The sequence below is a fragment of the Geobacillus subterraneus genome (assembly GCF_001618685.1).
Classification (GTDB): Bacteria; Bacillota; Bacilli; order Bacillales; family Anoxybacillaceae; genus Geobacillus; species Geobacillus subterraneus.
On the sequence record NZ_CP014342.1, the window covers coordinates 862,806 to 876,408 of the forward strand.

Genomic DNA, 13,603 nt, shown 5'->3' on the forward strand with positions numbered 1-13,603 from the left:
ACCGTTTTTGCATGGTGTAGGCGGGAGCGAGGAGAGTGAACGACATTGAATAAAGAAACGGCGCGAAAAATCGCAGGAGTGCTTCTCCTTGGCATATTGATGGCGATCGGTGTTTCTAAGCCGATGAAGGAATATTGGCAAATTCCAAAGCAGCTTGTATTGTTTGAGGGCGACGCGGTCAAGTTTGAAGCCGCCTCCCTTCCGGTGCAAGCGGCCGCTAATGACCGAAACGCTCCCGAAATGCTCCAAGTTGAGCGAAAAAACGGTTCACTGTCTGTGAAGGCGAAAGAGCATGGACATAAAACAATGGTGCTGCAGGTTGCGGGAATGCCGATTAAGCAAGTGGATGTCAAAGTATTGCCGACGCTGAAAGTCATTCCCGGCGGTCAATCGATCGGCGTGAAGCTCAACACGGTGGGCGTTCTCGTCGTTGGTTACCATCTCGTGGAAACAGACAATGGCAAAAAATCGCCGGGGGAAGCGGCCGGCATCCAAGTCGGCGATATCATTATCGGCATTAACGGCCAAAAAATTGAAAATATGAGCGATCTTTCCCCTTTCATTGAGGAAGCTGGCAAAACAGGAAAACCGCTTCATCTGCAAATTTTGCGCGACCAGCGCTCCATGACGACGAAGCTCATTCCGCTGAAAGACAAGCATGACGATGTGTACCGCATTGGCTTATACATCCGCGATTCCGCCGCTGGCATCGGGACGATGACTTTTTATGACCCGAAGTCGAAAAAATACGGTGCGCTCGGCCACGTCATTTCTGATATGGATACAAAAAAGCCGATTGTCGTCCAAAACGGGCAAATTATGCGTTCGACCGTCACGTCGATTGAAAAGGGGACGAGCGGCAATCCGGGCGAAAAACTGGCCCGCTTTTCCGACGGCGAGGAAGTGATCGGCACCATTACAAATAACAGCCCGTTTGGCATTTTCGGCAAGCTGACAAAACCGCTCCTAGACGGCCCGATTACGAAGCCGATTCCGGTCGCTTTGGCGAGCCAGGTGAAAGAGGGGCCGGCGAAAATGCTGACGGTGGTGGAAAACGACAAAGTCGAGCAATTTGATGTGGAAATTGTCAGCACCATTCCGCAAAAGTTCCCAGCGACAAAAGGGCTCGTCATTCGCGTTACCGACCCGCGCCTGCTGAAGAAAACGGGCGGCATTGTCCAAGGGATGAGCGGCAGCCCAATCGTTCAAGACGGAAAGCTTGTTGGCGCGGTGACGCATGTTTTCGTCAACGATCCGACGTCCGGCTATGGCGTCCATATCGAGTGGATGCTGCAAGAAGCAGGAATCGACTTATATGGCAAACAAAAGAAAGCGAGCTGATTCGGTCAGCTCGCTTTTTGGCTGCCGGCAAATTTTTTTCAAAAAAGGCGGCAAAATTTTTGCCGGTTTGGCATAGATATTTGGTGAAACATCCGTTAAAATGGAACATGTAAAGATTTTTCGACAAACACACATTTTTTGAAAGCGAATATTGTCTAACGAACACGATTTTTGTTATAATTTTTATTTTTCGCTAACTTGTGAAAAATAAAAGGATTTTTTGCCACTGCTGTCGAATGTACGTTAACGGAATGCTACATAGCAAGAAAAAGTGGGGGAGGACGATCATTTTGAGCATTAAAGTGTGCATTGCCGATGATAACCGCGAATTGGTGACATTGCTTGATGAATATATTTCGAGCCAGCCGGACATGGAAGTGATCGGCACGGCATATAACGGGCAAGACTGCTTGCACATGCTTGAAGAGAAGGAGCCGGACATTTTGCTTTTGGATATCATTATGCCGCATTTGGACGGGTTGGCCGTGCTTGAGAAAGTCCGCACCGGCTTTGAGCACCAGCCGAACGTCATTATGCTGACGGCGTTCGGTCAGGAAGATGTGACGAAAAAGGCGGTCGAACTCGGCGCCTCCTATTTCATTTTAAAACCGTTTGACATGGAAAATTTAGTCCATCATATTCGGCAAATTTACGGAAAAACTGCGCCGATCGCCAGAAAAGTCGCTCCGGCGTACCAGACGCGCGACAATAAGCCGAAAAACTTGGATGCAAGCATCACGAGCATTATTCATGAAATCGGCGTCCCGGCGCATATTAAAGGGTATTTGTATTTGCGCGAGGCGATCGCCATGGTATATCACGACATCGAATTGCTCGGTTCGATCACAAAAGTGCTGTATCCTGATATCGCTAAAAAATACAACACGACCGCCAGCCGCGTCGAGCGGGCCATCCGTCATGCGATTGAAGTCGCCTGGAGCCGAGGCAACCTTGAATCGATTTCCTCGCTGTTCGGCTACACGGTCAGCGTCTCGAAAGCGAAGCCGACGAATTCCGAATTTATCGCGATGGTAGCCGACAAGCTAAGATTGGAACATAAGGCGTCGTAACGATGAGAGAAAATCATGGCATGACGTCAGGTGTCCCATGGATGGGACACCTTTTCCTGTTGATGATGCACAATGCGGTTCAAGGCCGGCGATTCGCCTAGTGTGCCAAAGGCGTTTCGTTTTGCCTTCTCTTATTTGTATTTATACCAAGCGATCCAGCCCTTTTCTTGATGTTTGGCTACAAAGATGACTCCTTCCGACAAACTTGCACTAGGCAGCAATTTAGGGAAACGGAGTTTGACGACCCATGAATGTTGGGCGATTGGTTTGCCGCATAACGATTCGGCCATTTGAACATAAGGGGTTTTTGATTCAGCGAGCATCAGCGCTTTTTCCACTTCCCATTCACTGTACTCTTTCCCCGGATAAAGCGAAGGGATTATCGTTTTTAATGCGTGAAGAAGTTCCGGTTTGTCTGCCGAAGAAACGGGCGCGAGTTCCGAAGCATTGGGACACTGTTCGCCTGCATAGGAGTGCGTCGGATAGGCATAGAACAAGATTGAAACAAACGACAATATCAAAAAATAAACCATGAGAAGATGTTTTTTCATCTATCATCACCCCATGGTTTATATTCCCCAAATATGTAAAGAGCTGTAGATGAGCATTTTTCATTACAATAATCTCCATGTCCTTGGGTGAATGGGTTTTGAGCACATCTACTTTACTCAAGGAGTCGGGTTCATGTCTCCTTTTTTGTTTGGTTGTAAATTTATGTTAGCTAATTTGCTCATCTACAGTAAAGAGCATAACTGTTCCATCACGCTGCTCATCGGAAAAGAGTGGAAAAGTTTAAACACAACGGTGATGGCACTCGAGTTTTTCACATTGGGATGCCAAATGGTTAGGATGGGTCATGTTCTTTTTCCTTTTTCTCGAGTTCGAGCAGTTTTTGCATCAAAATGTGCGGGGGCATATGCATCACCCGTTCAATCGGGATTCCGAGCGCTTTAGCTAGTTTTTGCGCCGTTTCCAATGAAATTTTCAGCGGTTGCATCATGTTCACCTCATTTCATCATACATTAGTTTTAGTATAACGAATGATCGTCGGCGTCGGCTAGTCCTGTTGGCCGAACGGTCATTATACACGAAAGGGAGAAGACGAATGACACTGATTTTTGCCCATCGTGGCGCGGCCGGAACTCACCCGGAAAACACGATGGTGGCGTTTCGCGAAGCGGAAAGAGTAGGGGCTGACGGCATTGAATTGGATGTACAGCTCACCAAAGACGGTGAAATCGTCGTTATTCATGACGAGACAGTCGATCGGACGACCGACGGAAGTGGCTGGGTGCATGACATGACGTACCGCGATTTGCGCAAGTTGAACGCAGCGGCGAAATGGGGAGGCCGATACGGACATTGCCCAATTCCTCATTTGGAAGAAGTGCTCGCTTGGCTCGAACCGACAAAGCTTTTCATTAACATTGAGTTGAAAAATAACCGCATTCCCTATGAAATGCTCGAACAAAAAACGATCGCCCTTGTTCGCCGCTATGGGCTTGAGAAACGGACAATTTTTTCGTCGTTCAACCATAACAGCATGCGTTTCTGCCGAACGGTTGCCCCGGAGATCGAAACGGCGCTTCTCTATATGGAGCCGCTCCACGACCCGTGGACGTATGTCAAGGTGATGAAAGCAGACGGGTTGCATCCGTACTATCGGACAGTGACGGCTACATTTGTTGCGAATGCGCAACGTCGCGGGCTGGCTGTTCGGCCGTTTACGATCAATAAGCCGGAAGCGATGAAAACAATGTTTGCCTACGGGGTTGATGCCATTTTTACCGACCATCCTCGCCGGGCAAAGGAATGGAAAGAAAAAACGCCTTAACGAATTGACCGTTAAGGCGTTTTTCGTTTGCGTTGAAAGCGCGCCTGCACTTTGTTTCGTTTCCGGTCGCGGTGCAACAAAAATCCGCCGATAAACGCCAGACCGGCAACAAACAGTGCGAGCCCGCCGAGAAATTGCAGCCATAAGGCGGCAAACGGCGGATCCATCACGCCAAATAGCGCATCGCGCATCCATTTAATGCCGAGCGCTGCCGCCAAGCCGGGAACGACTAAAATGAACAGCGCAATCATTCGTCCCATCGCGATCGCGTTCCTTTCCAAAAAGAAGTGACTTCATCGACTATCATAGCGGTTATCGGCCATTTGTCAAGGAAGGAAAAAACGAGTATGATAAAAATGCCTGCAAAATTTGGCATGAAACAAAGCGTGGTGAACCATAATGAAAAAAGTGATCATAATCGGCGCCGATGCGCGGGGGACGTTGCTGCTCAAACTGCTTCACGAGGCGTCGGGGTTTGCCGTCATGGCAGTCATTGATGTCGATGACGACGCCCCAGGTCTGCAGCTGGCGCGAAAATGGGGCATCGCTGCTGCCAACGACTGGCGCCCATGGATGGACAAACCGCTTGATTTGATTATCGAAACGACCGGCAAGGCGGACGTCCTTAAAGAGATCCGCCAGCTGGCGCCTAAAGGGGCAAACATCGTCCCGAGTGCGGTCGCGAGAATGATGGCTGAGCTTGTAGAAGAGAAAGAAGCGTTGATCGCGGAACTGAAAAGCGAGGCGGCTCGGCGCGCGCTCATTTTTCACTCGTCCCACGATGGCATGATTGTCGTTGATGAATATGCTTACATTACCGATATGAATGAAAGCGCCGCAGAGCTGCTCGAGGTGGACAAGGACAAAGTCATCGGCGAGCATATTTTAGCCGTCTTGCCATCGAGCGGCTTGCCGCGCGTGCTGAAAACGAGGCAGACAGAGTTTCACCAAGAAGTGGAGTTGGCGAATGGGAAAAAGTTGATTACCACCCGCATCCCGATCATCGACGAGAGCGGCCAGTTGTTCGGAGCGCTTGCGGTATTTAAAGATATCACCGAACTTGTCGATTTGGCGGAAGAAATTACGGACTTAAAAGAAGTGCGCATGATGCTTGAAGCAATTATCTACTCATCAGAAGAAGCGATCTCGGTCGTGGATGAAAACGGGAACGGCATTTTGATCAACCCGGCGTATACCCGTCTCACCGGTCTGACGAAAGAGGAGGTGATCGGCAAGCCGGCGACCGCCGACATCGCCGAGGGGGAAAGCATGCATATGCAAGTGTTGAAAACGCGCCGCCCGGTGCGCGGCGCGCGCATGAAAGTCGGCCCGAAAAACCGCGATGTCATCGTCAATGTCGCTCCGATCATTGTGGACGGTGTATTAAAAGGGAGCGTCGGCGTCATTCACGACGTGTCGGAAATCCAACGGCTGACGGCGGAGCTCAACCGGGCGCGGCAAATTATTCGCACGCTCGAGGCGAAATATTCGTTTGCCGATATTATCGGTGAATCGGAAGAGATGAAAGTTGCGATTGAGCAAGCGAAACTAGCGGCGAAAACGCCGGCGACGATTTTGCTGCGCGGCGAATCAGGAACGGGAAAAGAACTGTTTGCCCACGCCATTCATAACGCCAGCGACCGGAAGTATAACAAGTTTATCCGCGTCAACTGTGCGGCCATTCCGGAAACATTATTAGAAAGCGAGCTATTCGGTTATGAAGAAGGGGCGTTTTCCGGCGCACGGCGCGGTGGCAAGCGCGGGTTGTTTGAAGAGGCGAACAACGGAAGCATTTTCCTTGACGAAATTGGCGAACTGTCAGCGAGCACGCAAGCGAAGCTGCTTCGCGTCCTGCAAGAGAGGGAGATCGTCCGCGTCGGCGGAACGAAACCGATCCCGATTAACGTCCGCGTCATTGCTGCAACGAATGTCAATCTGGAAAAAGCGATTGCCGACGGCACGTTTCGTGAAGACTTATATTACCGGCTCAACCGGATGCCCATTTACATCCCGCCGCTGCGCGCCCGCAAAGAAGACATTCCGGCCCTTTGCCGGCATTTGATCCAAAAGCTGAACCAAGATTACGGGCGCAACGTCGAAGGGGTGACAAACGAAGCAATGGCGCGGCTTTTCGCTTATGATTGGCCGGGGAACGTCCGCGAACTTGAAAACGTGCTCGGACGGGCGATGATTTTCATGAAATTTCATGAGGTGATGATCGACGTTACGCATTTGCCGCCGCTCGCCACCCCATCGCCGGCACCGGCACTCCGCATTGAAGCGGAGGAGCCGCTCCGCCCGCTTGATGAGATGGTCGGGGAGTATGAGGCGCGTTTGTTAGAGCGGGCGCTCCGCCGTTATCATGGCAATAAAACAGCGACTGCCCGGGCGCTCGGCATTTCAGTGCGCAACTTGTACTATAAATTGGAGAAATACGGGCTTGACAAAAAAAGCATGCAGTAATTTTCATATAGCGAAAAAGATTGCACAATCTTGCCCGTATCCAACGGCTGTTTTAAAGCGCTTTCATCATTTTATGGTTGGCACAGTTTTTGCGTATAAAAAGTGCCGCACGATTTGCAGAAAAGGTTGGTGCAGACGATGAAGCTAAAATCGCTAATCGAAGAGGCAAGCCAATGCCAGGGCCGGACGGTGGCAGTGGCGGCGGCGGAAGACGAAGAAGTCATCGAGGCAGTGGCGATGGCACTCAAACATCGCCTCGGACGGTTCGTGCTGTACGGGGATCGCGAGCGGGTCGGCCGATTGCTGAAAGAAAAGGGCTGCACGCGCTTTTCCGATGTTGAGATCGTTCATGCGAACTCGGTCGGGCAGGCAGCGGAGCTCGCCGTGCGCGCCGTTCACTTGAACGAGGCTGACGCGCTGATGAAAGGGCATGTGTCGACCGCGACGCTCTTAAAGGCGGTGCTCAATAAAGAGTACGGGCTGCGCGCCGGGAGAGTTCTTTCCCATGTCGCCGTCTTTGACGTGCCGGGGGCGGATCGGCCCATCATCGTGACGGATGCGGCGATGAACATCGCGCCCGATTTGGAACAAAAAGTGCAAATTGTGAATAACGCCGTCAGCGTGGCGCGGTCGATCGGCATTGAGCAGCCGAAAGTGGCGGCCTTGGCGGCAGTGGAAACAGTCAATCCGGCCATGCCGGCAACACTTGATGCCGCCGCGCTCGCCATAATGCAAAAGCGGGGCCAAATCAGCGGCTGCCTGCTTGATGGGCCGCTTGCCTTGGACAACGCCGTGTCCATGACGGCGGCGAAGCATAAGCGGATTGAGAGTGAAGTCGCCGGTTGCGCTGATATTTTGCTCGTTCCCGACATTGAATCCGGCAATATGTTGTACAAATCGCTCGTCTATTTTGCGAACGCTCGCGTTGGCGCGGTCATTGCCGGAGCGAAGGCGCCCATCGTTTTAACATCGCGCGCCGACTCGGCGGAAAGCAAATTGTATTCGCTCGCCCTTGCGATCTGTTCGGCAGCGAAATGAAAAGAAGGAGGCCATCGAAGATGGAACTGTTTAAATATATGGAAACGTATGATTACGAACAAGTGTTGTTTTGTCAAGACAAAGAATCGGGCTTAAAGGCGATCATCGCCATTCATGATACAACGCTCGGCCCGGCGTTGGGCGGCACGCGCATGTGGATGTACAATTCGGAAGAAGAAGCGCTCGAAGACGCGTTGCGCCTCGCCCGCGGCATGACGTATAAAAACGCGGCGGCTGGCCTCAACTTAGGCGGAGGCAAAACGGTCATCATCGGCGACCCGCGCAAAGATAAAAACGAGGCGATGTTCCGCGCCTTCGGCCGCTTCATCCAAGGATTGAACGGCCGCTATATCACGGCCGAGGACGTCGGGACGACGGTTGCTGATATGGATATCATTTACCAAGAGACCGACTATGTGACCGGCATTTCCCCGGAGTTCGGCTCGTCCGGCAACCCGTCGCCGATGACAGCCTACGGTGTCTACCGCGGGATGAAGGCGGCGGCGAAAGAAGCGTTCGGCAGCGACTCGCTCGAAGGAAAAGTCATCGCCGTCCAAGGCGTCGGCAATGTCGCTTACCATTTATGCCGCCATTTGCATGAAGAAGGAGCTAAGCTTGTAGTCACCGACATTAACAAAGAAGCGGTGGCCCGCGCGGTCGAGGAATTTGGCGCGAAAGCGGTCGACCCGAACGACATTTACGGCGTTGAGTGCGACATTTTTGCCCCGTGCGCGCTCGGCGGCATCATCAATGACCAGACGATCCCGCAGCTGAAAGCGAAAGTGATCGCCGGCTCGGCGAACAACCAGCTGCGCGAGGCGCGGCATGGCGATATCATTCACGAAATGGGCATCGTGTATGCCCCGGATTACGTAATCAACGCTGGCGGCGTCATCAATGTCGCTGATGAATTGTACGGCTACAACCGTGAACGGGCGATGAAAAAAGTCGAGCAAATTTACGATAACATTGAAAAAGTGTTTGCGATCGCCAAGCGCGACAACATTCCGACGTACGTTGCGGCCGATCGGATGGCGGAAGAGCGGATCGAAACGATGCGCAAGGCGCGCAGCCAATTTTTGCAAAACGGTCATCATATTTTAAGCCGCCGCCGCGGCCGTTAACGGCGGCCAGGGGCGGTCCTCCGCCCCGCTGGCGGCATACGGAGGGACGACAACGATGCAAGAGCAGAAGTTCCGTATTTTAACGATCAATCCAGGTTCGACCTCGACGAAAATTGGCGTGTTTGAAAATGAACGGCCACTGTTGGAAAAAACGATCCGCCATGATGCGGATGTGCTGCGGCAATACGCGACGATTATCGACCAATATGAATTTCGCAAACAGACGATTTTAGCCGCTTTAGATGAGGAAGGAATCAACTTATCGAAGCTAAGCGCCGTCTGCGGCCGCGGGGGGCTTCTCCGCCCGATCGAAGGCGGAACGTACCGGGTCAATGAGGCGATGCTTGACGATTTGCGCCGCGGCTACTCCGGCCAGCACGCCTCCAACCTCGGCGGCATTTTGGCGCATGAAATCGCTTCAGCGTTAAATATCCCGGCGTTTATTGTCGACCCGGTCGTCGTCGATGAGCTTGAGCCGATCGCTCGGATTAGCGGGTTTCCGCTGATCGAGCGGCGCAGCATTTTCCATGCGTTGAACCAAAAAGCGGTCGCGCGCCGCGTCGCTCGGCAGCTTGGCAAGCGGTATGACGAGTTGAATTTCATCGTCGCCCATATGGGCGGCGGCATTACCGTCGGCGCCCACAAGCGGGGGCGGGTCGTCGATGTCAATAACGGCCTTGACGGCGAAGGCCCGTTCAGCCCGGAGCGCGCCGGAACGGTGCCGGCCGGCGATTTGGTCGCTTTATGTTTTTCAGGTGAATACTACCGTGATGAGATCATGAACATGCTTGTCGGCCGCGGCGGTCTTGTCGGGCATCTTGGCACGAACGATGCGGTAAAAGTGGAAAAAATGATTGAAGCCGGGAACGAACAGGCGAAACTCGTGTATGAGGCGATGGCATACCAAGTGGCGAAAGAAATCGGCGCGGCAAGCGCCGTGCTTTCCGGCAAAGTCGACGCCATCATTTTAACCGGCGGCCTGGCGTACGGCAAATCGTTCGTCGAACAAATCACCCGCCGCGTCCAATGGATTGCCGATGTCATCGTCCACCCGGGCGAAAATGAACTGCAGGCGTTGGCGGAAGGCGCGCTTCGCGTCTTGCGCGGCGAGGAAGAGGAAAAAACATATCTAGGTGAAGCGGCTGCGCCGGTTTCAGTCCGGCGTTGATGCGGCAACGGACAGAAAGGGGAAGGCAAGATGGCAAAGGAATACGATGTCGTCATTCTTGGCGGCGGCACAGGCGGCTATGTGGCAGCCATTCGCGCGTCGCAGCTCGGCTTGAAAACGGCGGTCGTCGAAAAAGGGAAGCTCGGCGGCACGTGCCTGCACGCCGGCTGCATTCCATCGAAAGCGCTGCTCCGGAGCGCCGAAGTGTACGCGCAAACGAAACAAAGTGAGGCGTTTGGCGTCATTGCCGGCGACGTGCGCCTCGATTTCGCCAAAGTGCAGGCGCGCAAGGCGGCGATTGTTGAGCAGCTCCACAAAGGTGTGCAGCATCTGATGAAAAAAGGGAAAATCGATGTATACGCCGGCACCGGCCGCCTGCTCGGCCCATCCATTTTCTCGCCGCTCGCTGGGACGGTGTCGGTGGAAATGAACGACGGCAGCGAAAACGAAATGCTCGTCCCAAAATTTGTCGTCATCGCCACCGGTTCGCGGCCGCGCACATTGCCGGGGCTCGAGCCGGACGGGGAATTCGTGATGACATCAGACGAAGCGCTGCAAATGGAGACACTCCCGTCGTCCATCTTGATCGTCGGCGGCGGGGTGATCGGCATGGAATGGGCGTCGATGCTGAATGATTTTGGTGTTGACGTCACGGTGTTAGAATATGCGGACCGCATTTTGCCGACGGAAGATGAAGATGTGTCAAAAGAAATGGAAAAACTGCTCCGCCGCCGCGGCGTTACGATCATCACCGGGGCAAAAGTGCTGCCGGAAACATTGGAAAAAGGAAACGGAGTGACCATCCAGGCGGAACATAGCGGCGAGCGAAAAACGTTTGCGGCTGACAAGATGCTTGTTTCCGTTGGGCGTCAGGCAAACATTGAAGGAATCGGCCTGGAAAACACCGACATTGTCGTGGAGAAGGGGTATATTCAAACGAACGTGTTCGGCCAAACGAAAGAATCGCACATTTACGCGATCGGCGATGTCATCGGCGGCTTGCAGCTCGCCCATGTCGCCGCCCATGAAGGGATCGTCGCCATTGAACATTTAGCCGGGCACATCCCGGCGCCGATTGACTATACGATGGTGCCGCGCTGCATTTACACCCGTCCGGAAGCGGCGGCGGTCGGCTTAACCGAGCAAGAAGCGAAAGCGAAAGGCTATGACGTCAAAGTCGGCAAGTTTCCGTTTAAAGCGATCGGCAAGGCGCTGGTGTTCGGCGAAGCGGAAGGGTTTGTCAAATTCGTCGCCGACCGGAACACCGACGACTTGCTTGGCGTCCATATGGTCGGACCGCACGTGACCGATTTGATTTCCGAAGCCGGGCTCGCCCGCGTGCTCGACGCCGCCCCGTGGGAAGTGGCCCATGCGATCCATCCGCACCCGACGCTTTCAGAAGCCTTGGCGGAAGCGGCGCTGGCCGTCGATGGCCGGGCGATTCACTTTTAATCTCACCGCGTGAGAGTGAAAGATTGGCAACAAGCAGCTTACATGACAAGCTGCAATGCATTTTTCATTAAAGGAGGTTGTTCCGATGGCGCAAAATCGTCATCAAGCGCTCGGATTAAGCGATGACACTGTGTTGCAAATGTACGAAACGATGCTTCTCGCCCGCAAACTCGATGAGCGGATGTGGCTGTTAAACCGCGCCGGGAAAATTCCGTTCGTCATCTCGTGCCAAGGGCAGGAAGCGGCGCAAGTCGGCGCGGCGTTCGCTCTTGACCGGACGAAAGATTACGTCCTGCCGTACTATCGCGATATGGGCGTCGTGTTGACGTTCGGCATGACGCCGACGGAATTGATGCTGGCCGCGTTTGCCAAAGCGGAAGACCCGAACTCCGGCGGCCGGCAAATGCCAGGCCATTTCGGGCAAAAGAAAAACCGGATCGTCACCGGCTCCTCGCCTGTCACAACGCAAGTGCCGCACGCCGTCGGCTTTGCCTTGGCGGCGAAAATGGAAAAGAAAGATTTTGTCGCCTTCGTCACGTTCGGCGAAGGATCGTCGAACCAAGGCGATTTCCATGAAGGGGCGAACTTTGCCGGCGTTCATAAACTCCCGGTCATCTTTATGTGCGAAAACAACAAGTACGCCATTTCCGTGCCCATTTCCAAACAATTGGCGTGCGAAAACGTATCGGACCGTGCCGTTGGCTACGGCATGCCGGGCTATACGGTTGACGGCACCGATCCGCTCGAAGTGTACCGCGTCGTCAAGGAAGCGGCCGACCGCGCCCGCCGCGGCGAAGGGCCGACGCTCGTCGAAGCGGTGACATACCGCCTGACGTCGCACTCATCGGACGACGACCACCGCGTCTACCGGACGGAAGAAGAGCTTGCCGAAGCGCGCGCCAAAGACCCGATCGTCTCGTTTGCCAACTATTTAAAAGAAACGGGTATCTTAACGGATGCGTTGGAAGAAGACATTCAAGCGCGCGTGATGAAACAAGTAAACGAAGCGACCGACTACGCAGAAAAAGCGCCGTACGCCGAGCCGGAACATGCGCTTCGCTACGTGTATGCCGAGGAGTAAGGGGGAATGGACGATGCCTGTGATTTCGTATATTGATGCCGTGACGATGGCGATTCGTGAAGAAATGGAACGCGACCCGCGCGTGTTTGTATTAGGGGAAGACGTCGGCCGGAAAGGCGGGGTGTTCAAAGCGACGCAAGGATTGTACGAGCAGTTCGGCGAAGAGCGCGTTATCGACACGCCGCTCGCCGAATCGGCGATCGTCGGCGTTGGCATCGGTGCGGCGATGTACGGCCTGCGTCCGATTGCCGAAATTCAGTTTGCCGATTTTATCATGCCGGCGGTCAACCAAATTATTTCTGAAGCGGCGCGCATCCGCTACCGCTCGAACAACGACTGGAACTGCCCGATTGTCATCCGCGCCCCGTACGGCGGCGGGGTGCATGGCGCCCTGTACCACTCGCAGTCGGTGGAAGCGATTTTTGCCAATCAGCCGGGGCTGAAAATCGTCATGCCGTCGACGCCGTACGATGTGAAAGGGCTGCTCAAAGCGGCCATTCGCGACGAAGATCCGGTACTCTTTTTCGAGCATAAACGCGCCTACCGCCTCATTAAAGGGGAAGTGCCGGAGGATGATTATGTGCTGCCGATCGGCAAGGCGGACGTCAAGCGCGAAGGCGAGGACATCACCGTCATCACGTACGGGCTGTGCGTCCATTTCGCCTTGCAGACGGCCGAACGCGTCGCCCAAGACGGCATTTCCGTCCATTTGCTCGATTTGCGCACCGTCTATCCGCTCGATAAAGAAGCGATCATCGAAGCGGCGAGCAAAACCGGAAAAGTGCTGCTCATTACCGAAGACAACAAAGAAGGAAGCGTCATGAGCGAAGTCGCCGCCATTATTGCGGAACATTGCCTGTTTGACCTCGATGCGCCGATTATGCGCCTCGCTGGCCCGGACGTTCCGGCGATGCCGTACGCGCCGACGATGGAAAAGTTCTTTATGGTCAACCCGGAAAAAGTAGAAAAAGCGATGCGTGAACTGGCGGCGTTTTAACAGACGAACAAAAGGCGTCTCCGGCCCTTCGGCAG

Annotated in this window: 13 protein-coding genes; 10 read left to right on the forward strand and 3 right to left on the reverse strand. The window is 53.8% G+C overall.

Annotation, left to right across the window (positions count from 1 at the left end; all coding sequences use genetic code 11):
* The first annotated feature begins 45 nt into the window (after positions 1-45).
* Positions 46-1,341, forward strand: a complete 1,296-nt coding sequence (spoIVB, locus tag GS3922_RS04215; RefSeq protein ID WP_063165326.1) for a SpoIVB peptidase — start codon at positions 46-48, stop codon at positions 1,339-1,341.
* Between the two features lie 251 nt (positions 1,342-1,592).
* The gene (spo0A, locus tag GS3922_RS04220; RefSeq protein WP_063167306.1) at positions 1,593-2,411 is read left to right on the forward strand and encodes a sporulation transcription factor Spo0A; all 819 of its coding nucleotides are present in this window, start codon (positions 1,593-1,595) and stop codon (positions 2,409-2,411) included.
* A gap of 131 nt (positions 2,412-2,542) precedes the next feature.
* On the opposite strand, the gene GS3922_RS04225 is transcribed toward spo0A, so the two are convergent.
* A complete protein-coding gene (locus GS3922_RS04225; protein ID WP_063165327.1) occupies positions 2,543-2,962 on the reverse strand; it encodes a hypothetical protein in 420 nt (139 codons plus the stop codon).
* 293 nt (positions 2,963-3,255) lie between these two features.
* Positions 3,256-3,408, reverse strand: coding sequence for a YycC family protein (locus GS3922_RS17045; protein WP_081432649.1), 153 nt, complete (start codon positions 3,406-3,408; stop codon positions 3,256-3,258).
* A 108-nt stretch (positions 3,409-3,516) separates the two neighbouring features.
* On the opposite strand from GS3922_RS17045, the gene GS3922_RS04230 reads away from it, so the two are divergent.
* Complete coding sequence (locus tag GS3922_RS04230) at positions 3,517-4,245, forward strand: glycerophosphodiester phosphodiesterase (RefSeq protein ID WP_063165328.1); 729 nt, start codon at positions 3,517-3,519, stop codon at positions 4,243-4,245.
* Between the two features lie 11 nt (positions 4,246-4,256).
* On the opposite strand, the gene GS3922_RS04235 is transcribed toward GS3922_RS04230, so the two are convergent.
* Positions 4,257-4,505: a DUF2627 domain-containing protein gene (locus tag GS3922_RS04235; RefSeq protein ID WP_063165329.1), complete on the reverse strand. Its 249-nt coding sequence runs from the start codon at positions 4,503-4,505 to the stop codon at positions 4,257-4,259.
* Positions 4,506-4,644: 139 nt separating this feature from the next.
* Between GS3922_RS04235 and GS3922_RS04240 the strand changes: the two genes are divergently transcribed.
* From GS3922_RS04240 to GS3922_RS04270, 7 genes are all read left to right on the forward strand, one after another.
* Complete coding sequence (locus tag GS3922_RS04240; protein ID WP_063165330.1) at positions 4,645-6,708, forward strand: sigma 54-interacting transcriptional regulator; 2,064 nt, start codon at positions 4,645-4,647, stop codon at positions 6,706-6,708.
* 138 nt (positions 6,709-6,846) lie between these two features.
* The gene (gene yqiS / locus GS3922_RS04245; protein ID WP_063165331.1) at positions 6,847-7,746 is read left to right on the forward strand and encodes a phosphate butyryltransferase; all 900 of its coding nucleotides are present in this window, start codon (positions 6,847-6,849) and stop codon (positions 7,744-7,746) included.
* 20 nt (positions 7,747-7,766) lie between these two features.
* Complete coding sequence (locus GS3922_RS04250; RefSeq protein ID WP_063165332.1) at positions 7,767-8,870, forward strand: leucine dehydrogenase; 1,104 nt, start codon at positions 7,767-7,769, stop codon at positions 8,868-8,870.
* Between the two features lie 55 nt (positions 8,871-8,925).
* The gene (gene buk, locus GS3922_RS04255) at positions 8,926-10,038 is read left to right on the forward strand and encodes a butyrate kinase (RefSeq protein WP_063165333.1); all 1,113 of its coding nucleotides are present in this window, start codon (positions 8,926-8,928) and stop codon (positions 10,036-10,038) included.
* Positions 10,039-10,068: 30 nt separating this feature from the next.
* Positions 10,069-11,490, forward strand: a complete 1,422-nt coding sequence (lpdA, locus tag GS3922_RS04260) for a dihydrolipoyl dehydrogenase (RefSeq protein ID WP_063165334.1) — start codon at positions 10,069-10,071, stop codon at positions 11,488-11,490.
* 85 nt (positions 11,491-11,575) lie between these two features.
* Positions 11,576-12,571 carry a thiamine pyrophosphate-dependent dehydrogenase E1 component subunit alpha gene (locus tag GS3922_RS04265; protein ID WP_063165335.1) on the forward strand — a complete coding sequence of 332 codons (996 nt, stop codon included), beginning with the start codon at positions 11,576-11,578 and terminating at the stop codon, positions 12,569-12,571.
* Positions 12,572-12,584: 13 nt separating this feature from the next.
* Positions 12,585-13,568: an alpha-ketoacid dehydrogenase subunit beta gene (locus GS3922_RS04270; RefSeq protein ID WP_063165336.1), complete on the forward strand. Its 984-nt coding sequence runs from the start codon at positions 12,585-12,587 to the stop codon at positions 13,566-13,568.
* Positions 13,569-13,603: the final 35 nt, after the last annotated feature.

Coding starts and splice junctions, on each gene's coding strand:
- GS3922_RS04240 (WP_063165330.1), top strand. CDS start 4,645: ATGAAAAAAGTGATCATAATCGGCGCCGATGCGCGGGGGACGTTGCTG.
- GS3922_RS17045 (WP_081432649.1), bottom strand. CDS start 3,408: ATGCAACCGCTGAAAATTTCATTGGAAACGGCGCAAAAACTAGCTAAA.
- GS3922_RS04230 (WP_063165328.1), top strand. CDS start 3,517: ATGACACTGATTTTTGCCCATCGTGGCGCGGCCGGAACTCACCCGGAA.
- yqiS (WP_063165331.1), top strand. CDS start 6,847: ATGAAGCTAAAATCGCTAATCGAAGAGGCAAGCCAATGCCAGGGCCGG.
- GS3922_RS04225 (WP_063165327.1), bottom strand. CDS start 2,962: ATGAAAAAACATCTTCTCATGGTTTATTTTTTGATATTGTCGTTTGTT.
- GS3922_RS04270 (WP_063165336.1), top strand. CDS start 12,585: ATGCCTGTGATTTCGTATATTGATGCCGTGACGATGGCGATTCGTGAA.
- GS3922_RS04235 (WP_063165329.1), bottom strand. CDS start 4,505: ATGGGACGAATGATTGCGCTGTTCATTTTAGTCGTTCCCGGCTTGGCG.
- lpdA (WP_063165334.1), top strand. CDS start 10,069: ATGGCAAAGGAATACGATGTCGTCATTCTTGGCGGCGGCACAGGCGGC.
- GS3922_RS04265 (WP_063165335.1), top strand. CDS start 11,576: ATGGCGCAAAATCGTCATCAAGCGCTCGGATTAAGCGATGACACTGTG.
- GS3922_RS04250 (WP_063165332.1), top strand. CDS start 7,767: ATGGAACTGTTTAAATATATGGAAACGTATGATTACGAACAAGTGTTG.
- buk (WP_063165333.1), top strand. CDS start 8,926: ATGCAAGAGCAGAAGTTCCGTATTTTAACGATCAATCCAGGTTCGACC.
- spo0A (WP_063167306.1), top strand. CDS start 1,593: ATGCTACATAGCAAGAAAAAGTGGGGGAGGACGATCATTTTGAGCATT.